General features: G+C 72.4%; 21 protein-coding genes. 11 read left to right on the top strand and 10 right to left on the bottom strand.

Translation table 11 applies throughout. From position 1 onward, the window contains the following. Positions 1-209: 209 nt before the first annotated feature. Both VFO26_RS06095 and VFO26_RS06090 read right to left on the bottom strand, forming a co-directional pair. On the bottom strand, positions 210-872 hold the full coding sequence (locus VFO26_RS06095) for a hypothetical protein (protein ID WP_325114023.1): 663 nt from the start codon (positions 870-872) through the stop codon (positions 210-212). A gap of 83 nt (positions 873-955) precedes the next feature. Beyond that, the gene (locus tag VFO26_RS06090) at positions 956-1,222 is read right to left on the bottom strand and encodes a hypothetical protein (protein ID WP_325114022.1); all 267 of its coding nucleotides are present in this window, start codon (positions 1,220-1,222) and stop codon (positions 956-958) included. A 71-nt stretch (positions 1,223-1,293) separates the two neighbouring features. Between VFO26_RS06090 and VFO26_RS06085 the strand changes: the two genes are divergently transcribed. Next, the gene (locus VFO26_RS06085) at positions 1,294-4,101 is read left to right on the top strand and encodes an ATP-binding protein (protein ID WP_325114021.1); all 2,808 of its coding nucleotides are present in this window, start codon (positions 1,294-1,296) and stop codon (positions 4,099-4,101) included. 140 nt (positions 4,102-4,241) lie between these two features. Here the strand turns inward: VFO26_RS06085 and VFO26_RS06080 are convergent, their stop codons facing one another. Then, complete coding sequence (locus VFO26_RS06080; protein ID WP_325114020.1) at positions 4,242-4,655, bottom strand: hypothetical protein; 414 nt, start codon at positions 4,653-4,655, stop codon at positions 4,242-4,244. A gap of 145 nt (positions 4,656-4,800) precedes the next feature. Here VFO26_RS06080 and VFO26_RS06075 point away from each other — a divergent pair, with 145 nt between their 5' ends. The 5 genes from VFO26_RS06075 (at position 4,801) to VFO26_RS06055 (ending at position 9,089) form a co-directional block, all read left to right on the top strand. Beyond that, positions 4,801-5,085 (top strand): hypothetical protein, encoded by a 285-nt coding sequence (locus VFO26_RS06075; protein WP_325114019.1) that lies wholly within the window; start codon positions 4,801-4,803, stop codon positions 5,083-5,085. A gap of 121 nt (positions 5,086-5,206) precedes the next feature. Then, a complete protein-coding gene (locus tag VFO26_RS06070; RefSeq protein ID WP_325114018.1) occupies positions 5,207-5,764 on the top strand; it encodes a hypothetical protein in 558 nt (185 codons plus the stop codon). A 55-nt stretch (positions 5,765-5,819) separates the two neighbouring features. Next, the gene (locus VFO26_RS06065) at positions 5,820-6,539 is read left to right on the top strand and encodes a hypothetical protein (protein ID WP_325114017.1); all 720 of its coding nucleotides are present in this window, start codon (positions 5,820-5,822) and stop codon (positions 6,537-6,539) included. Between the two features lie 33 nt (positions 6,540-6,572). Continuing rightward, positions 6,573-6,860, top strand: coding sequence for a GYD domain-containing protein (locus VFO26_RS06060; RefSeq protein ID WP_325114016.1), 288 nt, complete (start codon positions 6,573-6,575; stop codon positions 6,858-6,860). A gap of 36 nt (positions 6,861-6,896) precedes the next feature. After that, entirely contained in the window at positions 6,897-9,089 is a 2,193-nt protein-coding gene (locus tag VFO26_RS06055) for an MMPL family transporter (RefSeq protein ID WP_325114014.1), read from the top strand. Between the two features lie 9 nt (positions 9,090-9,098). Here VFO26_RS06055 and VFO26_RS06050 read toward each other — a convergent pair whose 3' ends face one another. The 5 genes from VFO26_RS06050 to VFO26_RS06030 all read right to left on the bottom strand — a co-directional run bounded on the left by VFO26_RS06050 (position 9,099) and on the right by VFO26_RS06030 (position 14,295). Continuing rightward, complete coding sequence (locus VFO26_RS06050) at positions 9,099-10,625, bottom strand: flavin monoamine oxidase family protein (protein ID WP_325114013.1); 1,527 nt, start codon at positions 10,623-10,625, stop codon at positions 9,099-9,101. A gap of 67 nt (positions 10,626-10,692) precedes the next feature. Continuing rightward, complete coding sequence (locus tag VFO26_RS06045) at positions 10,693-11,742, bottom strand: hypothetical protein (protein ID WP_325114012.1); 1,050 nt, start codon at positions 11,740-11,742, stop codon at positions 10,693-10,695. A gap of 55 nt (positions 11,743-11,797) precedes the next feature. Next, positions 11,798-12,685 carry a pseudouridine-5'-phosphate glycosidase gene (locus tag VFO26_RS06040; RefSeq protein ID WP_325114011.1) on the bottom strand — a complete coding sequence of 296 codons (888 nt, stop codon included), beginning with the start codon at positions 12,683-12,685 and terminating at the stop codon, positions 11,798-11,800. A gap of 138 nt (positions 12,686-12,823) precedes the next feature. Continuing rightward, positions 12,824-13,201 carry a VOC family protein gene (locus VFO26_RS06035; RefSeq protein ID WP_325114010.1) on the bottom strand — a complete coding sequence of 126 codons (378 nt, stop codon included), beginning with the start codon at positions 13,199-13,201 and terminating at the stop codon, positions 12,824-12,826. Positions 13,202-13,488: 287 nt separating this feature from the next. Then, a complete protein-coding gene (locus VFO26_RS06030) occupies positions 13,489-14,295 on the bottom strand; it encodes a carbohydrate kinase family protein (RefSeq protein ID WP_325114009.1) in 807 nt (268 codons plus the stop codon). A gap of 16 nt (positions 14,296-14,311) precedes the next feature. On the opposite strand from VFO26_RS06030, the gene VFO26_RS06025 reads away from it, so the two are divergent. Next, complete coding sequence (locus VFO26_RS06025; RefSeq protein WP_325114008.1) at positions 14,312-14,527, top strand: hypothetical protein; 216 nt, start codon at positions 14,312-14,314, stop codon at positions 14,525-14,527. Here VFO26_RS06025 and VFO26_RS06020 read toward each other — a convergent pair. After that, complete coding sequence (locus VFO26_RS06020) at positions 14,485-16,134, bottom strand: glycosyltransferase family 39 protein (protein ID WP_325114007.1); 1,650 nt, start codon at positions 16,132-16,134, stop codon at positions 14,485-14,487. The genes VFO26_RS06025 and VFO26_RS06020 overlap by 43 nt on opposite strands. 38 nt (positions 16,135-16,172) lie before the next feature. Between VFO26_RS06020 and VFO26_RS06015 the strand changes: the two genes are divergently transcribed. Next, positions 16,173-16,472: a zinc ribbon domain-containing protein gene (locus tag VFO26_RS06015; RefSeq protein WP_325114006.1), complete on the top strand. Its 300-nt coding sequence runs from the start codon at positions 16,173-16,175 to the stop codon at positions 16,470-16,472. 5 nt (positions 16,473-16,477) lie between these two features. On the opposite strand, the gene VFO26_RS06010 is transcribed toward VFO26_RS06015, so the two are convergent. After that, on the bottom strand, positions 16,478-17,641 hold the full coding sequence (locus VFO26_RS06010; protein WP_325114004.1) for an LCP family protein: 1,164 nt from the start codon (positions 17,639-17,641) through the stop codon (positions 16,478-16,480). 24 nt (positions 17,642-17,665) lie between these two features. On the opposite strand from VFO26_RS06010, the gene VFO26_RS06005 reads away from it, so the two are divergent. From VFO26_RS06005 to VFO26_RS05995, 3 genes are all read left to right on the top strand, one after another. Next, positions 17,666-18,571 carry an ROK family protein gene (locus tag VFO26_RS06005; RefSeq protein ID WP_325114003.1) on the top strand — a complete coding sequence of 302 codons (906 nt, stop codon included), beginning with the start codon at positions 17,666-17,668 and terminating at the stop codon, positions 18,569-18,571. Continuing rightward, positions 18,568-19,392 carry a 16S rRNA (cytidine(1402)-2'-O)-methyltransferase gene (rsmI, locus tag VFO26_RS06000; RefSeq protein WP_325114002.1) on the top strand — a complete coding sequence of 275 codons (825 nt, stop codon included), beginning with the start codon at positions 18,568-18,570 and terminating at the stop codon, positions 19,390-19,392. The genes VFO26_RS06005 and rsmI overlap by 4 nt, the downstream gene beginning before the upstream one ends. Before the next feature lie 68 nt (positions 19,393-19,460). Next, a partial coding sequence (locus VFO26_RS05995) for a peptidoglycan DD-metalloendopeptidase family protein (protein ID WP_325114001.1) occupies positions 19,461-20,753 on the top strand: 1,293 nt, incomplete at its 3' end.

The following is a 20,753-nucleotide window of genomic DNA, read 5'->3' as shown; positions in this document are numbered from 1 at the left end:
GATCCGCGCGTACGCCGAGTTGGGCAAGATCCGCTTTGCCGGGCGCGGCGAGGGCGCGGACGACGCCGGCGAGTCGACGGCACCGGTCGAGCCGGTCGGGGTCGAGCGCTAGGTCGAGCTGACACGACTGAACGTGCGAGGCGCGCCAGGCCGCGACGCCGGGCCGACCCGGCGTCGCGGCTCCCCCCGGCGCTCCCCCCGGCGCTCCCTCAGGCGAGGACGAGCGAGAGGTCGTCCGCCCCGGCCAGCTTGTAGTTGTTCCCGCTCGCGAAGGTCACCACGATCGTGACCTGGGTGGCGCCTCGCGGAACGGTGCCCTTCCGGCTGCGGAACGCCATGTCCGTGCCGGAGATCGTCGTGTCGTTCCCGATCCGGAGCCGTGCCAGGACGGTGCCGCCCGGGTCGGCGAACTCCGCCCGCACCTGGGTCATGTTCGCAGTCGGCCCGGTTCCGTAGTTGCCGAGCCAGCCGCCGAGCGTCACCTTGCGACCCGCCGCGGCCGCAGGCAGCTTGATCGTCTGCTTGCCGATCGTCGCCTTCGCCGAGACGGCGTCGGTGGTCGTGCCGCCGAAGAAGTAGTTCTTGCCCCGCGCCTGCGAGCCCTTCGACCGCTTGGAGAACCAGCCGTTGGGGAACGTGTAGGACGCGGCGCTGAACTGGCCCGCCTCGTTCGTCCAGCCCGGAACCGCGCCGTACGCGCCGACGGCGGTGATCCCGGCGCCGGCCTCGGCCCCGGGGTTCTTGATCAGGTTCTTGCCACAGAATCCGCACGCCGCGCCCGGCGTCGCCGAGGCAGCCGTCGCGAGCACCGCGGCGGCCAGCACCAGCGCGGCGCAGATCGTCCATGCCTGGGTTCGCGTCTTCCGTTCCATTCGCGTCCTCCTCGTGGTCGCATCGCCTTTCCACGGCATCCCGGGATCGTGGGGGAGGTCGGTATAGCGCCGGTATAGGGCCGTCATGCCCGATCCCCGCGGATCGTCGCGATGACGTTCAGCTCGCGGCACATGGTCGGCGCCAGCGCTGCGACGTCGTCGTGACGACGGGCGCGAAACCGTTCCCAGTCCTCGCGCGAGGCCCAGATGTCGATGACCCGGAAGCCTTCGTCGGTCGGCCCGGCGACGTGGAGCAGCAGACCGCCCGGCACGGGGTTCGCGAGCGCCGCCCCGAGCGGCTCGTAGTGCTCCCAGCTCGCGGGAACATCGTGGACGACCGCGTACGTCATGACGCACGTGAGAGTGCGGGAGGCCGGTATAGGGCTGGTATAGGCGGTGTCGGCACGGCGAGAATGCGCCGGTGCGAACGGAGCTGCGGGTGCTCGGGCCGGTGGAGCTCGTCGGCGATGACGGAGTCGTGGCCCTGTCCGGGCAGAAGCACCGGTCCCTCCTGGCCGCGCTCGCCCTGGCCGGGGGGCGCGCCTGCTCGGCCGATGCGCTGGTCGACGCCCTGTGGGGTCAGACGCCGCCCCCGTCCGCGGCGAAGCTGCTCCAGGTCTACGTCTCCCAGCTGCGCAAGGCCCTCCCGGAGGGCCTGGCGGTCGTCACGCTGTCCGCGGGGTATGCCCTCGACCGCGTCGCGGCGTCGCTCGACTCCGAGCGCTTCGAGCGGCTCCTCGACGAGGCGGGCGATGCGCTCGAGAGCGGCAACCCGGCGCTCGCCGCCTCGCTCGCCGAGCAGGCGCTCGGCCTGTGGCGCGGACCTGCCTTCGCGGAGGTGGCGTACGAGGACTTCGCGCGCGGCGAGGCCGAGCGGCTCGAGGAGCTTCGGCTCGTCGCCTGCGAGACGCGTCTCGAGGCGAGGCTCCGGCTGGGGGAGCACGCCGAGGCCCTGGGGGAGATCGTCGCGCTGGCCGACGAGCATCCGCTCCGTGAGCGGATGCAGGGGCTCGCGATGCTCGCGCTCTATCGGTCGGGCCGTCAGGTGAATGCGCTCGAGCGCTACGCAGCCCTCAGGCGCCATCTCGACGAAGAGCTCGGGCTGGAGCCCGGCCCGCGGCTGCGCAAGCTGCAACGGGCGATCCTCCGACAGGATGCGGGGCTGGAGCTCGACTCCGCGCGGGAGACGCGCGTCGGCTCGCTCCCGGTCGCTCCGAACCCGCTCGTCGGCCGCGTGCGCGAGCTCGAGCTGCTCGACCGTCTCCTCACGCGTCGCGAGGCGCGGCTGCTCGTGCTCACCGGCGCCGGAGGCAGCGGCAAGACGCGCCTCGCGCTCGAGGCGGCCCGCCGGGCAGCGCCCTCCTACGCGAACGGGGCCGCGCTCGTCGAGCTCGCACCGCTACGGGACCCCGAGCTCGTCGCCCCGACGATCGCGCAGGCACTAGGCCTCGCGGAGGTCGCCGGGGAAGCGGCGATCGACACCCTCGCGGACGCGCTCCGCGGTCGGGAGCTGCTCCTCGTGCTCGACAACGCCGAGCACGTGCGGCAGGCCGCCCCGCGGTATGCGGAGCTCGTCGCGCGGGCGCCCCGCCTCACGCTGCTCGTGACGAGCCGCGCAGTCCTCCACGTCACGGGCGAGCACGTCTTTCCCGTCGCGCCGCTGGACACGGCTGCCGCCGTCGAGCTCTTCGACCAGCGGGCCAGGGCACGGCAGCCGGACTTCGAGCCGACGCACGCGAACCAGTCGGAGATTCGCGAGATCTGCCTGAAGGTCGACTGCCTTCCGCTTGCGGTCGAGCTCGCCGCTGCGCGCATGCGCGTGCTCACTCCGGAGACGGTGCTCCAACGACTGACCGAGCGTCTCAGCTTCCTGACGGGCGGCCCCCGCGACGTTCCCGCCCGCCAGCAGACGCTGCGGGAGACGCTCGACTGGAGCTACGGCCTGCTGTCGGACGAGGAGCGCGAGCTGCTCGCACGGCTCTCCGTCTTCCGTGGCGGAGCGACGCTCGAGGCCGTCGCGACGGTCTGCTTCGACGGCGACGAGGACCGGGCCCTGGACCTCGTGGAGAGCCTCGCCGATGCCTCCCTCCTCCTCGTGCGGCGACCGGAGGGCGAGGCGCGGTACAGCCTGCTCGAGACGGTTCGCCAGTACGCCGCCGAACGTCTGGAGGAGCTCGGCGCCGACGCGCCGAGGCGGCGGCACGCCGAATGGTTCCTCGCGCTTGCGGAACGCGCCGAGCCAGAGCTGAGCGGCGAGAGCCAGACGCAGTGGTTCGCGCTCCTCGAGCTGGAGCACGACAACGCGCGGGCGGCGCTCACGTTCTTCCTGCAGGCAAGTGAAGGTGAGAGCGCGCTGAGGCTGACGGTCGCGTTGAGCCGGTTCTGGTACGTCCGCGGGCATCTGGGCGAGGCGAGGCGCCATCTCGAGGTCGTGCTCCCCTCGGCGACCGACCAGGATCCCCTGCTCCTGCGGAGGGCGCAGACGGCCGGCGCGTCGATCGCGCTGCTCCAGGGGGACTACGAGGCGTCCACGGCGTTTGCCGAGGGCGCGCTCGTATCCGCACGCCGTGCGGGCGAGCCGCGGTTCGTCGCCAACGCGCTCAGCAACCTGGGGGCCATCGTGCTCGCCGCGGGAGACGAGACGCGGGCCGCGGTCGTGCTCGAGGAAGCGGTGACGCTCGCGCGCGAGGTCGGGGACGAGCGGATCACGGCGCTCGCGCTCAACAATCTCGGCGATCTGGCGCTGGCCACGGGGGACTACGCTCGCGCGCGGCCACTCTTCGAGGAGAGCCTGCGCCTCCTGCGCGCACGCGGCGACACGGCGAACATCGCCCGGTCGCTCTTCAATCGCGGCGCCGTCGATCTCATGCTGGGCGACCACGCCGTGGCGGCCGCGCGATTCCGCGAGGGCCTCGCGCTCGCGAACGACACGGACGACAAGGAGGATCTCGCGTGGTGCCTCGAGGGCCTCGCCGCCGTGGCTGTGCGCGACCGAGACGGAGAGAGGGCGTCGGTCCTGCTGGGCGCCGCCGCAGGTCTGCTGGCCCAGATGGGCGCCGACTTCAAGCCGTTCGAGCGCCAGCTGCACGAGACGACGCAGAGGCAGGCGGAGACGTTGTGCGGGCCTGTGGAGCACACCGCCGCACGCGAACGAGGGGCAGTGATGGTTCTCGCCGAGGCGGTCGACTACGCGCTCGGCGCCGGCCCTCTCTCCGCGACCGGCCGTTGACCCCCGCGCGCTTCAGAGCCGGTCGAAGGCCGGGGTGAAGCGGAACCGCCGCGCAGCGTCCCGTTCCCGCACGAAGCCGAAGCGCGGTCACGCATCGCGTCGGCGTCCGCCGGCCGCACGCGTTCGGATCACCCTCATGTTCAGCCGACGTCGCGGAGCTCGTCCTCGATCCGCTCGAGCATGCGCTCGATCGCGTCGAGCGCGTCGGCGAGCCCCTCCCGGGCGTCGCCGAGCGCCTCGTCGACCTTCGGCTCGAGCTCGTCCCGTGCCTGCTCGAGCTCGTCGCGAGCCTCTTCGAGCTCCTCCCGGGTCGAGTCCTCGACGTCGTCGATCGCACGGCGCACGTCCTCGAGCGACTCCTCGACGTCGGCTGACACCTCGTCCCGGATCTCGTCGACCTTGCTCTCGAGGTCTGCACGCGCCTCGTCGAGGCGCGCCTCGGCTTCCGTACGGGCGGACTCGACCGCCTCGGAGAGGTCGTCGTCCCCACCGCAGCCTGCGGCGCCGACGAGCGCCAGGCCCGCGAGAACGGCGACGACCGCGCGGCGGCTCATGCCGACACGGTAACGAGAACGAGCAGCCCGCCGTCTGCCTCAGACGCGACACAGCCTGCGTCGCATGTGCGAGCGACGCGCGGATCCGCTCCTCGTAGCGTCGGGGGAGCCAGACGGGGCGGTCACCAGGGAAGCGAGATGGGTCATGGCAATCAGGAGCACGCGCATCGCCGCATCACTGGCGGTCTCGGTCGCGATCGGCGCGTCGGTCGTGCCGACGGGAGGGGCTCGTATCCCGGAGGCGGACTGGGGCGAGTCGGCGCCGGCCTACGAAGCAGCCGCTGCCATCCCGGACGTTTTCGAGCGTGCTGTGCAGCGCCGCGTACAGGCGCCTCGAGCCGCTGTGACCGTGCTCGACGCCTTCGAGCGGGCGGCACAGCGGCGGATGGCCGAGGTCGCGTCGACGGCTCGAGGTGCGTCCAGCCGGTAGCCGCCGCACGGAGTCGGAAGCGGAGTCGGTCACGCAGCGGCCGGGTCGGCGATCGGGCTGGAGCTCGGGTGGGGGGTCGCGGGCGGCGTAGGATCCACGCGGCCCCGACTCCTCCCGACCCGTGCCTCCAATCCTCATCGTCGCTGCGACCGATCGCGAGCTCTGCGGGCACGACGGGCTCGTCTGCGGCGTGGGGCCCGTCGAGGCCGCGGCGTCGACCGCGCGGGCGCTGGCGCTCCGGCCGTTCGCCGCCGTGCTCCATGTGGGGCTCGCGGGGGGTCGCGGCATCGCAACGGGCACCCTCGTCGTCGGCACCGAGGCCGTCTACTGCGACCTGGCCGCCGAGTGGCCGGTGATCGCGCGCGCCGCGGGGGACGACCATCTCGTCAGTACCGCCCGGGAGGCACTCCCGGGGTCGATCGCAATCCCGATCCACACCTCTGCCGCGGTCGGTGGCGCACGCGACGCCGTGTCGGAAGGGCCGCTGGTCGAGGCAATGGAGGGCTTCGGCGTGCTGCGCGCGGCCGCGCTCGCAGCCGTTCCGGCGGTCGAGGTGAGGGCGATCTCGAATGCGCTCGGCGAGCACGACCGAGCGCGCTGGGGCATCGCGGAGGCGCTGACGGTGCTCGAGGGTGCGATACCGGCTGTGCTCGCCGCTCTCGGGCGAGTCGCAGTGTGACCTTCGGGTCGCTGGGTAGTGGTCGGGCTCCTCCGCGGCCGTCTACGGTTCGCGCGTGGCACGACCGCGCAACCCGTCGAAGCGTGAGCCGACCCCGCCGCCCCTGCCTCCCGAGTCGCGCACGGTGGGGCAGGTCGTCGCGGAGGCGATCAAGCTCTACCAGGACAACCTCGCCGCTGCGCTCGCGCTCGGGCTTCCCGTCGCGATCGCCGACCAGCTGATCGTCGATCGCTCGCTGGGCGCCCGGATCGCCGTGCTGGTCGCGGCCTCGCCCGCCTTCAGCCTCGCCTACGCAGCCGCCTCGGCGATCCGCCAGGGAAGCAGGCCGCCGCTCGCGACCTGGCTGGTCGCGGTCGGGGTCGGCACGATCACGTTCCTCCCGGCGGCCTTCCTGTTCGGGTGGTTCGCGATCGCGGCGATCCTCTGGCTCGGCCTCGCCGGGCATGCCGTCCCGGCGGTCATGGCCGAGCGGCTCGGGCCGCTCGCCGCGCTCCGGCGGACGGTGCAGCTCGGTCGCGCCGACTACATCCACGCCGCGGGCTCGTTCGCGACGCTCGCGCTCCTCTTCGGGCTGACGAGGCTCGCGATGGGGCTCCTGCTCTCGAGCCAGGCGGACGCGACGGTGCGCGTGTCGGTCTTCCTCGCAGACGTCGTGATCTCCCCGCTCCTCTACCTCGGCGCGGCGATCGTGTACGTCGACCTGGTGGCCCGCGTCGGGTTGAGCCGGGACGACCGCCGCAGGCTACGGCGGGCCGCGCTGAGTCGCCCCGAGTAGGCTCTGGGGCCCGACCCGAGAGGAGGCGACGGCGTGCCGACGTACCTGATGCTCACGACGCTGACCGAGAAGGGAACGCAGACCCTCAACTCCAACCCGTCCCGGCTGCGAGAGGTGAACCGTGACGTCGAGGAGCTCGGCGCCAAGGTGCTCCACCAATGGGCCGCCCTCGGCGTGTACGACTTCGTCAACGTCGTCGAGGCGCCCGACGACCTGACGATGGCGAACCTCTCGGTGAAGCTCGGCGCCCGCGGCAGCGTGAAGTTCGAGACGCTGACGCTCCTCCCGATCGACGAGTTCCTCACGGCCCTGGAGGGGTAGGGCCGGGTCGCGCTTGCTCGGGCGGGGCGGAGACCAGTGAAGGACGTCACCGGTCGGCTGGCTCGAGCCTCGAGCCTGCATCCGTGGCGGACGCTCGCCCTCTGGGGCGGCGTGCTCGTCCTGTCGGTCGCCGCGATCGGCGGCCTCCTCGGATCGGCGCTGACGACCGACGCCGAGATGACGAACGACCCGGAGTCGTACCGCGCGTACGACCTGCTCCGCGAGCACTTCCCTCCGACGGACGACTACGTCAACGAGCTCGTCGTGATCCGGTCGAAGACGGTCGACTTCGACAGCCCGGCGTTCCGGGCAAGGGTCGAGCGGCTCGCCGCGAACCTCGAGGCGACCGGGGTCGTCCAGCCGGTGCGGACCTACTACTCGACCGGGGAGCGGCTGCTCGTGGCGCCCAGCCGACGCGCCCTCGTCGTCCCGGTCGGCCTCCGGGGCGACGGGGAAGAGGGCATCGACGAGGTGATCGACGTTGTCGACGCGGCCGAGACGGACGGGTTCGAGACGGCCGTCACGGGCGAGTTCACCGCCGACCGCGACTTCACGACGCTCTCGGAGGAGGACCTCCAGAAGGGCGAGCTCCAGTTCGGCCTGCCGGCGGCGCTGATCGTGCTGCTGCTCGTGTTCGGCGCGGTCGTCGCCGGACTCGTCCCGGTGCTCGTCGCGCTGGTCGCGATCATCGTCTCGCTCGGGCTCACGGCCCTGCTCGGACAGGCTTTCGATCTCTCGGTCTTCGTGGTCAACATGATCTCGGGGATGGGCCTCGCGCTCGGGATCGACTACTCGCTGTTCGTCGTCTCCCGCTATCGCGAGGAACGGCGCCTCGGAAACGAGAAGCTGCTCGCGATCGCCAGGGTGGGCTCGACGACCAGTCGCGCCGTGCTGTTCAGCGGCTCGGCGTTCGTCCTCGCGATGGTCGGGATGGTGCTCGTCCCGGACACGATCCTCCGCAGCCTCGCCGCCGGAGCGATCCTGGTCGGGATCGTCACGGTGCTCGCGGCGCTCACGCTGCTGCCCGCCGTGCTCGCCCTGATCGGCGACCGCGTCAACGCCCTCCGGGTGCCCTGGCTCGGACGGAGGGTCGAGCAGAGCGCGGGCGTCGAGGGGCGGGTCTGGTCGCGCATCGTCCGCAGCGTCACGCGCACCCCGGTCCTGGCGGCGGTGCTCTCGGCCGGCCTGCTCGTGCTCGCCGCCCTGCCGGTGCTGCGGATGGAGACGGGCCTGACCGGCGTCCGCGAGCTGCCCGACCGGTTCGCGGCGAAGCAGGGGTTCACGCTGCTCGAGGAGGAGTTCGGGGTCGGCACCGCCGACTCGGTGCAGGTCGTCGTCGAGGGCGACATCGGGGCGGCCCGGGTCGAGCAGGCGATCGCGGAGCTCGCGCGCCGCGTCGGCGCGGACGGCGCATTCCTGCCTGCCGACGTGTCGACAAGCCCGGACGGGAGGCTTGCGAACGTCGAGGCCCTCGTTGCCGGCGACAGCCGCGACGAGCGCGCGCTGGAGGCGGTGCAGCGCCTGCGCTCGGAGGTTGTCCCGCAGGTCTTTGCCGGGGTGGACGCCGAGGTCCTCGTCAGCGGGGAGACCGCCGAGGTGGTCGACTACCGCGAGCTGACGGACACCTGGCTGCCGATCGTCTTCGCGTTCGTGCTGGCGCTCAGCTTCGTGCTCCTCACCATCGCGTTCCGTGCGGTCGTGCTGCCTGCGGTCGCGATCGCCCTCAACCTGCTCTCGGTCGGCGCCGCGTACGGGCTGATCGTGCTCGTCTTCCTCGAGGGCGTCGGACGGGACCTGCTCGGCTTCACGGAGGTGGACGTCATCGCCGCCTGGCTGCCGCTGTTCCTGTTCGCAGTGCTCTTCGGCCTCTCGATGGACTACACGGTGTTCCTCCTGAGCCGGATCCGGGAGCACGTCGCGGGTGGCCAGTCGACGGTGGAGGCCGTCGCCTACGGCGTCGCCTCGACCGCGCGCATCATCACCGGCGCCGCGCTGATCATCATCGCGGTCTTCATCGGCTTCGCCGCAGGCGACCAGGTCGAGTTCCAGCAGATGGGGTTCGGAATCGCCGTCTCGCTCCTGATCGACGCGACCGTGGTGCGGCTCGTCCTCCTCCCGGCCGTGCTCGCCATCCTCGGCGAGCGGACCTGGTACCTGCCGCGCTGGCTCGGCTGGTTGCCGCACCTCGAGATCGAGGGCGCCGGCGCCTCGCCTTCGGCCCGACCCTAGGTCTCGGACTCAGCCGAGGTCGGAGATCACCTCCGCCGCGGCGCGCTCGCCTGTCTCGACAGCGCCGTTGAGATAGCCCTGGAAGTCGACCGAGGTGTGCTCTCCGCAAAAATGCGCATTCCCCTCCCGCCTGCCCTCGATGCCGGCGAAGCGCGTGTACTGCCCGACCTTCCAGAACGAGTACGAGCCGCGGGTCCACTCGTACCCCGGCCAGAAGTCGACAGTCGCGAGGCCGTTCCACTGACTCGAGATCCCGGGTAGCACGGGCTCCAACTGGGTGAGGAACCGCTCCGCACGCTGATGGGGTGTCCCGGAGCCGAAGCTCGCCCCGACGATCCCGCCCGTGTAGTCCACGAGGATCCCCGACCGGCCCGGCTGCGCGCGGGTGACATCCCAGGTGCACTGGTAGCCCGCGTCGCCATACGTCTCGCCGTTCGAGCCGAGGTCGCTCCAGTGTCGTCTCCGGAACTGGACGTTGAGCTTCGAGTTCGTGCCCATGCCCTGCTCGCGAATCGCGAGGAGCTTGCGCGCCGAAAACCCGGCGTTCGACAGGTCGACCGAACGGCGGAGGATCGAGAACGGCAGCGCGAGCACGACCTTCTCGGCCGTGACGGTCGTCGTGCCCGAGCCATGCCCGAACGTCAGGGCGAACGCCCCGGTCGACGTGCGCCGGAGCGCGACGAGCTCCGTACCGGTCGTGATCTGACCGGCGAGGGTGGCGGCCAGCCGCTCTGGGATCTGGTCGTTCCCGCCCCTCACGTGGTACTTCTCGTTCGACTTGCCGAAGACGCGGAACTGCCCCTGCCCCGAGTATCCGAGCAGATAGAGGAGGTTCAAGGAGCTCTGCTCCGCCGATTCGGCGCCGTACTCGATGGTGTAGGCGATGTCGAGCAGCCGGCCGAGGCGGGAATCCATCCCGTCCGGGATCGATTCCTCGATCCAGTCGACGATGGAGAGCTGATCGAGCTCCCGACCGCGCGGGGTGGACGAGTCGAACAGCGTCGGGTAGCTCGCCGCCGACACGTCCTTGTGGACCTTCTGCCACACCTGCTTGATGTCGTCCGTGATCTCCGCGTACGTGTACGGCTTTCCGTCGAAGCTCGCGAGCAGCTCCGTCCCGTTCGCCTCCGCGCGGAGAAGGTTGTCGAGCGCAAGGCCGAGCTCCTGCGTCAGGTTGCGGATCCGGTTGTGCCCCTGGTCGATCAGCTCGCCGCCGTGCTCAGCGATCTGCCCGTCCGCGAACGTGTCGCGGATCGTCCAGCAGCGTCCGCCCACGCGGTCGGCGGCCTCGAAGACGTGCGCGACGTAACCCGCCTGCTTGAGGCGGTAGGCGCAGGTTAGCCCGGCGAGGCCGGCACCGACCACGACGATGCGTCGAGCGGCGGCGCGCGCCACAGGTGTGAGGCGGCCCAGGGCCGTGAGGCCCACAGCGCCGGCGCCGGCGCGGTGTAGGAGCTCCCGGCGGGTCGTACGTGGTTCGTCAGCCGCGGCCCGCGTGACCGCGCCCTCGACAAGCTGCATGAGCGGCGTGCGCATGGGGCCTCCCGACTTCGACGACCCCGGCACGATCACCGATCGCCGCCGACGACGCAAACCGGGCCCGCTACTCGGTGAGGAACCCGGTGGCCCGCGGTGCGACCGTGAGCGGGCTCGTCGGCAGCCCGGGTGGAGGCTCGGACGCGTTGTAGCCGCCCGGGGCGACGTCGTTCGGCGTGTCGGGGTGGAAGAGGGCCGCGAGCAGCTGGATCTGGCCGCGTCCGATCGAGAGCTCCCACTGGCCGCCGCCGTACGCGCCGATCCCACGGTCCTCGCAGTAGTCGTACGCCGCGAACAGCCGCTCGATCGTCCCGAAACGGGAGGGCTTGACGTTGACCGTGCGAGGCGGCCAGCGCAGTGCCTCGATGTCGGCCACCGAGTGGACGACCGCGTCCCAGGTGACCCGCTCGGCGTGCGGCTCGAGCAGGGGGATCGTCTCGGCCGTGAGCGCCGGGTCTTCTATCCACGCGTCCGGGAACGCCTCGAGGGCGCGCCGGTACAGCTCGGGGTCCGGCGGGTTGTCCACGACGGTCCCGCTGTACTGCCCCTTCAGATCGATGGAGTCGACGCACCCGAGCTCCCGGAGCTCGGCGAGGATCTCGTCGGTCCAGTCGGGCCTCGCGTCGAGCTTGAACCGCAGGTCGGGGTAGAGGGCGAGGAACGCCCGAAGCCGCGCGGTCGAGGGCGGGTCCCCCAGCCCGCCGGAGGCGACGAACGTCACGGGCCGAAGCGTGCGGTCGACCGCATCGCCCAGCGAGATCCCAGCCTGGCGCAGGGCGAGGTCGAGAGCGGCGCTCTCGAACGCCCAGCGCCGGTAGTCGAGGTACGCGTCGTGCTCGGGCTCTCGCTCGAACAGCGAGAGCGCGCTCAGCCGCCGAGAGAGCGCATCGAGCGTCCATTCTCCCGTGAGCGGGTGCACGGGGCCGCGCGACTGCAGCGTGTCGTGCTCGGAGGGGTCGTAGGTGACATCCTCGCCGAGCCCTTCCTCGCCGGCTCCCTGAAGCCGGACGACCGTGGTCTTGCGCGTGAACTCGGGGCTGATGACGTACTCGTGCCCCTCGAGCTCGTAGCCCTCGATCTCGAGCTCCAGGTCACGGACCGCGTCGTAGAGGCTCACCGACGCCCCTCGTCCGGGAGCGGCGTGTCACAGCAGGTTGGTGTTCGGGTGCAGGTCACAGCCTCGAGAAGGCAACCGCGATCTCGCCTGCGAGCCGGGCGTTCGCGACGATCAGGTCGGCGTTCACCCGGCGGGTCTCCCCGCCGGAGCGCTCGTGGAGTGCTGAGAGGACGAACGGGGTCACGGCCTGGCCGACGATATCCCGCTCGTGGGCCTCCGCGACGATCTCCTCGATCAGCGCGGTCACGTCGAGGCTCTCGTCGGGCGGCCGGCCGACGAGGATCGCGTTCCCGCCGAGCCGCCAGTGGGCGTCGGCGATCCGGGCCACCTCGGCCGCGTCCTCGACACGGGCCGAGACGGGTGGCCCGCCCTCCGCGGCGTAGAAGAGCGGGAGCGTGTCCACCCGATACCCGAGAACCGGGATCCCCAGCGTCTCGAGGAGCTCCATCGTCGCCGGGACGTCGAGCAGCGACTTGACGCCGGACGAAGCGATCACCGCCGGGATGCGGGCGCAGGCGCCGAGGTCGGCGGAGACGTCCGGAGGCGTCGGAAAGCCGCGGTGGACGCCGCCCAGCCCTCCGGTACCCATGAAGCGGATCCCGACGGCCGCGGCAGCCGCCATGGTGCCGCCGACGGTGGTCGCCCCGACTGCCCGCTGGACGGCGCAGACGGCGACGTCGCGGGGGCCGAGCTTACGGGAGTCGGGGGTGAATCGCTCCAGCTCATCGCCGCCGAGGCCGATCACGATGCGCCCGTCGAGGACGCCGATCGTCGCCGGGACCGCCCCGGCGGCACGCACCGCCGCCTCGCTCGCGAGCCCCACCTCGATCCCCGAGGGGGCAGGAAAGCCGTGGGCGACGAGCGTCGTCTCCAACGCGACGACCGCGCGCTGCTCCTGGAGCGCGGCCTGGACGTCGTCGGCGACCCGGATCAGGTGCTCCACGCGGGGAGACTAGAGGCTTGATCCGGGTGAGGGGTGCATGGCGGGGAGGGCATGCGCCAAGCGGCGTGTCGTATCCGAGACGGCCGCGATGCGCCGCGCAGGCCCCCAGCCGCGCGTGCCCAAGACCAACGCACGCCTCTAGATCGGGCGCTCCTCCATCAGAGCCAGGAGGCACCCGTCCGGATCCAAGAAGAACGCGAGCCAGAGCTCGTGCGCGTCGTCGCGGTGGACGACGTGAGGGGTGTCGCGGAACGAGACGCCGTTCGCGGTGAGCGCCTCGTGTGCGACGGCGATCGAGTCGACCCTGAAGTAGAGGAGCGGCTGTGAGTGGAACCCGGGCTCGGGCACGGCGAGGTAGAGACGAGTCCCACCGCAGTCGAAGAACGCCATCGGCTGCCCGGGCACCTGGAACAGGAACGTGAGGCCGAGCGTGTCGCGGTAGAAGGCGACCGAGCGATCGATGTCCGTCACCGAGACGTGAACCTGGCCGATCGACGAGCCTGCGAGCGTGGTCATCCACGTCCTCCTTCCGGCTGAGAGCCTGCGGGCTCCAGTGCCCCAACCTCCCCCAGGGGCACCTCGGTGTCCCTGAAGTCACGCTATCTGACGAACCGTGACGCGGGTGTGCCGTGTTCGTGCCGATTCTGTGACGCGTCTTGCGGCGGATCGAACGGCGGACTCCGCGGAGGAGGCAGCCGTGTCGGCACACCAAACGGGCACTGTGCCGACGGAGCCGGCGACGCCTGAGGGCGGGGGACGGGCCGGCGGCGTGGAGGGTCGCCGACGAACCCGGCAGTCGATAGTCAGGGCATCGAGCCCGCGCGCTGAACGCACCGCGCCGCAGTCTCGAGCGCGAGATCGGGGCCGCCGAGAATCCAGCCCGCAGCGAGCGCGTCGCCGGCCCCGGTGGTGTCGACGACGTCGGGCACGTCGATCGCGGCGCGCTCGTCCCCGTCGAAGGAGCACCCGCGCGAACCGCGCTTGAGGATCCACGCGACACCGGGCAGCGGGTCGCCGAACACGTCCTGCTCGTCCTCGTTCGCGAATACGACGTCCGGGCCGAGCGCCTCGACCTGCGACCGAAACCGGGCAGCGCCCGCATCACGGATGGTGCTCCACGAGGAGAGATCCACGCTGACGGTCGCACCCGCCTCCCGGGCCAGCTCGACGGCCCGGGCAGCGGCCCGTCGCACCGGCTCCGCGAGGAGCGCGTACCCCGAGACGTGCAGGTGGTCGCACGCGAGCCACTCGGCCCGCAGCTCGGCCGGCTCGAGCCGCGTGGCAACGCCACGGTCCGGGAACATCGAGCGCTCGCCGCCACGCTCGACCAGCGAGACGATCACGCCGTTCCCGGCCCGCTCTACCGGTCCGGCGAGCTCCACGCCCCGTCGTTCCAGCTCCTCCGCCGCGAGCAGGCCCGGGGCATCGGCCGCCCGCTTGCCCAGCCACCGGGCCGAGGCACCGAGCGCGGAGGCCCACGCGGCCACGTTCGCGGCCTGGCCGCCGGCCGAGAGCGACGTGCGCGCGGGCGTGTCGGCGCCGCGGGCGATCTCCGAGTCGATCCGCACGACGACGTCCAGTACGAGATCCCCGAGCGACACGACCACCATCCCCTACGATCGTCTCATGGCAGGGTCGGAACAGCCGCGCGAGGCGAGCGGGCGCCGCAGTCGGCTGCGGTCGTTCCTGCTCGGAGGCGTCGTCGGGGCGTCGGCGGTAGCCGCCGGGATCCGGCGAGCCCGGCGACGTCGCGGCCGGCCGGTGCAGGCGGGGCTCGCCGCGTTCGAGAGCGCGCCCTGCTACCGCGAGTTGCTCGAGCGCGAGCGAAGCGACGGCCCGTAGCCCCGCAGCTCGCGCGCGGCGAGCACCGCGGTGCGGAGGTTGATGTCTGCGTCGCCGATCCCGAGTTGCTGCCCCACGAGCAGCGCGCGCTGCGAGTAGTAGAGGAACGTCTCCGGCGTGACCACGGGCTCGACGGTCCGCACGACGAGGAACGGGCCGAACATCCGAGATCGGAACGCCGACCCCGGCTCGGGGATGCGGTACTCGATCTCGAGTCGCGGCCGGATGTTGTTCCGCTCGCTCGCATCGAGGACCCAGACGCCGCGCCCGAGTTGCCCGCCGCGCTCGATCGTCCGCAAGGCGAGACGTGCGTCTGCGCGAGGCACGACGGTCGTCGGGAACGAGCGGTTTCGCTCCCAGGCCCCGAGGTAGAGCGGCTCGTAGCCGAACAGGACGTCGTCGGGGCGGCTCGTCAGGGCGAGCCAGGCCTCGGCGTCCGCCCGGGCGGCCTGTCGGGCGTCCGGCTCCCACTCGAAGAGCGGGGGTGTCCGGTGCCAGGCCCACGCGAGCTCGAAGACGACGAGGACGGCCGTCAACGTAACCGTGACCGCGGGGACACGACGGCCCGCTCGGACCAGCGTCGCGCCGACGGCGATCGCGAGCAGCGGGGCGAGGAAGATCAGGTGCCGCGACTCGGGCGCCGCCGATCCCCCGAGCTTGGCGACGACGAACGCCACGACGGTGACGCCGAGGAGCGCGAGGACGAGCGTGCGTGCCTCCCGCCGTAGGAGGACGACACCGGCGGCGGCAGCGACGAGGACGGCGACCGTGACCGGCCACCAGCCGGCCGTCGCATCCCCTGCCGAGCGCCAGAGGTAGCGCGCAACGGCCCAAGGGCCACCGAGCTTCTCGCCGCCGCCGCCCACCCCGACGTCGAACCGGTCGGCGAGGACGAGGTCGGTGAGCCAGAACGGGATGCCGCAGACGAGGACGGCCGCGCCCGCGATGATCGCCTCGCGCAGCCGGTCGCGTGCCTCGAGGAGCACGTAGACGGCCTGGCCTCCGAGCAGCAGCACGCCGTACGGGTGGGTGGCGACCACGAGCAGCGCCGCGGCGACCCAGAGAGCCCAGCGCCCGCGGCCACCGTGCTGCAACGCCTCGAGCAGGGCAAGAGTGCACGCGAGCGAGCCGAAGAGGAAGAGGCTGTACATCCGCCCGTAGACGCCGTGGAAGAGCAGGAGCCAGCTCGACGCGACGAGCACGGTCGCGACGAGCGCGACCCTCGCGCCCGCGAGGCGTACCCCGAGCGCGGCGACGAGCGGGAGGCTTGCGATGGCGAAGAACGCCGACAGCAACCGCAGCGCACCGAGCCCGAAGCCGAGGTGCGCGACGGCCCACGCGAGCAGGAAGTGCAGAGGCGCTCCGCCTCGATCCCGGGTCACGTGCTCGATCACCCCGGGAAGCGAGTCGCGGCCCACGAACAGGGCGAGAGTCTCGTCCTCGTGCGGTGGCCAGGCCATCAGCTGATGGAGGAGGAAGGCTGCGGCCGCGACCGTCACCCCGGCCACCGCCAGCCACAGTCCGTGCGCCTCCAGGCGCGCGCGCACCGACGTGCGCGCCGCGCCGACCGGTGCAGTCTCTACCCTCGCCTCGATCCCTTGTGTCATCGGGTTTCCGGAATCCTCGCTGGTAGATTGGCCGCCCGATGCCGATCTACGAGTATCGTTGCCCGAACGGGCACACGTTCGAAGTTTTCCAGCGAATGAGCGACCCACCTTCGAGCGTCTGCGAGGTCTGCGGCGCCAGCCCGGTCGAGAAGCTCTTGTTCCCGGTAGCGGTGCACTTCAAGGGATCCGGTTTCTACGCAACGGACTACGGGCGCGGGTCGCGCAAGTCGACGTCGAAGGAGGGCGAGGGGGGCCAGACCTCCGACGGCTCCGGGAAGGCCGACAAGGCCGCCACGACCTCCGACGCGAAGAAGCCGGACGCGAAGAAGCCCGACTAGCCGCGTCAGGCACGGCGCTCGCCGATGAGGCATCCCGGTGCGTACGGCAGCCCGCGGGGCGGCGGGAGCGGGGCGGAGCGGCCGGTGAACATGGCGACGGTCGAGACGTTGTCCTCGGTGCCGAGGATGACGGATTCGCCGCCCACGGTCGCGGGGTCACCTCCGAGCCTGCAGTGCAGCGCCCTCCCCGTGTCCGCACGGAAGTAGACCCAGCCGAGCTGCATCAGCTCCCAGGCTCCGAGGTCCGTGGCGAGCGGCTCGACGAGGTCGCCGCCCACGAACGGCAGCTTGAGCGCCGTCCCCGCACTCGTGACCTTGTCGAGGGTGGCGGCGACCACCTGCTGCTGGCGCCGCGTGCGGTCGAAGTCCGTCTCGCCCGGGTTCAAGAGGTTCCGCCGGATGCGCGAGTAGACGAGCGCTCTCCGGCCGTCCATGTGCTGCTTGCCGCGCGCAAAGCGCCACCCGTCCCACGTTGCGCAGCGCTCCGCCGTCTTGTACGGGCAGTCGAACTTGTTGGACAGGATCCTGCGCGGGACGTCGACCTCGATCCCTCCGACCGCGTCGATCACCTCCTCGAAGCGGTCGAAGTCCACGAACACGACGTGGTTGACGTCCAGCCCGGTGAGGTCCTTGACCGCCCGGAGGGCAAGGGCGGGCCCGCCGAGCTGGCTGGCGGCGTTGATCTTGGCGAGGCCGACCTCGGGGATCTCGACCTGAAGGTCGCGAGGGATCGAGAGGTACGCGAGCCGGCGCTTCCCGGGATCCGTGCGCAGCAGCATGATCGAGTCCGACCGGTTGGCCCCCTCTCGGCCGGCCCGGTTCCCGCCGTCGGTGCCGAGAACGAGGATCGTGGTGGGCGTCGAGACGAGGAGCCCGTCCCGTTCCGTGAGCAGGCGACCGACACCGGCCGGGACACGCTCGTTCGCCGCCGACACGCCGTTCGAGACCGAGAGATAGCTCGCCACCGCCCACGCGACGACAAGCGCGAGGAGGAGCACGAGGCCGAGCGCGATCCAGCGTCCGGGCCGTCGGCGCTTCCTCGCGGGCGTCGGGGTCGACCCCGGTCCGGCAGGCGTGGTCGGTGCCGGTGAAGTGTGCCGCGCGAGCGGGACCCGCCCCTTGACCCTGCCGCCCCGATACAGCCGGTACGGCTTGTCCTGAGCGGGCATGAGGCCGGGTATGGTAGCCGCGTCGTGCCGCCAGACCTGGTCATCGGGGTGGACGTCGGCGGGACGAAGATCCTTGCGGGAGCGGTCGCACGAGACGGCCGGATCGGCCGCACGATCGAGGTTCCCACGCCGGCGAGCGGCGAGGCGCAGTTCCTCGCCGAGCTCGAGAGCCTCGTTGCCCAGCTGTTCGTGGAGGGTGGGCGAGCGATCGGCGTCGGCGTGCCGATGAACATCGATCGCAGGACCGGGATCGCGCTCGGCGCCGTCAATCTCCCGCTCACGAACCTCGACCTCGCGGGTCACCTCCGCGACCGGTTCGGCGTGCCGGTCGGCGTCGAGAACGACGGCAACGCCATCGCGCTGGCGGAATGGCGCGTGGGCGCAGGCCGAGGGGCCAGCGACGTAGTCGCCCTCGCGCTCGGCACCGGGGTCGGTGGCGGGATCGTGCTCGACGGGCGCCTGTATCGCGGGTGGGCCGAGCTGGGGCACGTCGTCGTGGACGCCGACGGCCGGCCGTGCCAGGGGCACTGCCACGGACGTGGTCACCTGGAGGCCGTCGCCTCGGGGGAGGCGGCCGAGCGGGCGGCGATCGAGCTCTGGGGCGAGGGCGCGGACGCTCCCAGGCTCGTGGAGGAGGCACTCGCGGGCCATGCGGCGGCTGCCGCCGCGCTGGAGCGCATCGGGCACTACCTGGGGCTCGCGATCGGCTCGTTCGTGAACATCCTCGCACCCGAGGTCGTCGTCGTCGGGGGAGGCTTCGGGATCGCCGCCTGGGAGCTCCTGCGCGAGCCGGCGCTCGCCGGGGCGCGGCGCGAGGCACTGACGCCCGCCGATCATGAGCTCCGGGTCGTCCAGGCCGAGCTCGGCGACGACGCAGGGCTCGTCGGCGCCGGGCTGGTCGGCTTCGAGGCGCTCGACGGGGAGCGTTGAGCTTGCCGCTCCTGGTCTGCGCGACGCCGATCGGGAACCTCGGGGACGTGACGCTCCGCGTGCTCGCAGCTCTGCGTGAGGCGGACGCGGTGCTGTGCGAGGACACACGCCGTACGCAGGTGCTTCTCGACCGGTATGAGATCCGTGCGCGGGCGCTCGTCAGCGTGCACCGGCACAACGAGGCGCGGCGAGTGCGGGAGCTCATGCCGCGGCTCGCGGCCGGGGAAACCCAGGCGCTCGTCTCCGATGCCGGCCTGCCGGGAGTCAACGACCCGGGGAGCCGGCTCGTGGAGGCTGCGATCGCGGCGGGAGTCGAGGTGACGGTGCTGCCGGGGGCGAGCGCCGTCGAGACCGCCCTCGTCGCGAGCGGCCTGTCCTCGGCGCAGTATCGGTTCCTCGGCTACCTGCCCCGACGCGCCGCAGAGCTGCAGGCGCTCTGGGAGGAGGCGCAGACTTGGCCCTACGCCGCCGTCGGCTTCGAGTCGCCGCGCCGCCTGTCGGCCTCGCTGACGGCGCTCGCACGGGCCGATCCCGACCGGCAGGTGGCGGTCTGCCGCGAGCTGACCAAGCGCTACGAGGAAGTGACCCGGGGCACCGCGGCGGAGCTTGCCGCGCGCTTCCCGGAGACGGTCAAGGGCGAGGTGACGATCGTGATCGGCCGGCCCGCCGATCGGGCTGTCACGCTCGACGACGCGGTCGTGGCCGTCCGCGAGCTCGTCGCCGCAGGTGCGGCACGGCGGGCGTCGGCGGACGTCGTCGCCCGCCTCGTCGGAGCGTCGCGGAACGACCTGTATCGCGCCTCTCTCGCGCCGCCCGATTGACGCCGTCCGGAGGCCGCGCTACCCTACGTCTCCCGCGTTGCCCGCGCAGAGAACGGAGGAGGTGCCTCGTGCATCGTCTTTTCGTGATCGGCGCGACGAGCCTGGTGGCGCTCGCCCTGAGCGGAGCCGCACAGGCCTGGTCGTGGCCCGCGGACGGCGACGTGCTCCGCCCGTACACGCTGGGCGGAGACGCCTACGCGGCCGGTCAGCATCGCGGGATCGACGTCGCAGGGCCGGACGGATCCCCCGTCCGCGCGCCGGCGTCCGGCACGGTGAGCTTCGCGGGCTCGCTGCCCACGTACGGCCGCGGCGTCACCATCCTGACGGACGACGGCTATGCCGTCACGCTCGTACATCTCGGCTCGATCGACGTCGCCAAGGGCGACGCCGTCACCGAGGGATCAGGCGTCGGGACCATGGGCTCGAGCGGGGAGCCCGAGCATCCAGCGCCGAGCGTGCACCTCGGCATCCGGATCGCGTCGGAGTCGGAGGGCTACGTCGACCCGCTCGGCCTGCTCCCGTCGCGGCCGGCGCCCGTCTCCTCGCCGCCGCCTGCGCCGGTGTCTGCGCCTGTCGCGGTGCCGGTCCCTGCACCCGCAACGCCATCGACTCCGGCGCCCGGCCCGACGCCTGTGGCCGCCTCTCAGCCGGCGCCTCCGGCGTCGGCGCCCTCACCCCCGGCGGCGGCGGCGCCGGTCGGCACGCCACCACACGTGGCGTCTCCCGCCCCGGCCGCGCCGACCCCGGCGCCCGGGGCCTGGCCCGTGCGGTCGACCCCGCCTCTCCCCGCATCACCCACGCCCGCTGCCATGGCCGGCGGGGGGAGCCCTACGGCGGACGAGCGCCACGCCGTCCTTGCACCGGAGCCGGTCGGAGCGGTGCCAACGGTCGTCTCGGGCCCGGATGCCAAGCAGGCTCGCCCCGGCTCGGTGGAGACGTCCGAAGGCGCGGAATCCCGGACGGGAGTCGCGATGGAAGCGGCGCCCCGGCCGCAGCCGAGGCGAGCGGCGGTGGCCGACACGGTCGGATCACGGGCGGTCGCCGCGCCCCGAACCCGCGGAGAAGAGGCGCCGTCCGCCGCGAGAGCGACCGCCGTCGCCGCGGCGTCCCGGCCCGGCGCCGGGGCGGGCCGCGACGATCGGCGGGCGCGCGCCGCCCACGCCCGGAAAACGGCACCGCGCGGCGTCGACTTCCGACACGAGGTCGAGGTCGGCGCCATCGCCCCGCAGACGCCTGTCGGCGTCGACGAGACGGCGGCTCTCGTCCCCGGTGTCGCACGAGCAAGCGCTCCTTCGAGCGCGCGCATCGTGAGCCGGGTGGGCGAGGCCGCCGGTCCGCGCCTGCCCGTCGTGGTCGCCGCC

Origin of the sequence: Gaiella sp. (assembly GCF_035710885.1) — a bacterium.
Taxonomy (GTDB): domain Bacteria; phylum Actinomycetota; class Thermoleophilia; order Gaiellales; family Gaiellaceae; genus Gaiella.
Note: the sequence above shows the minus strand (reverse complement) of the source record. Positions and strands in the feature narration are given on the sequence as shown.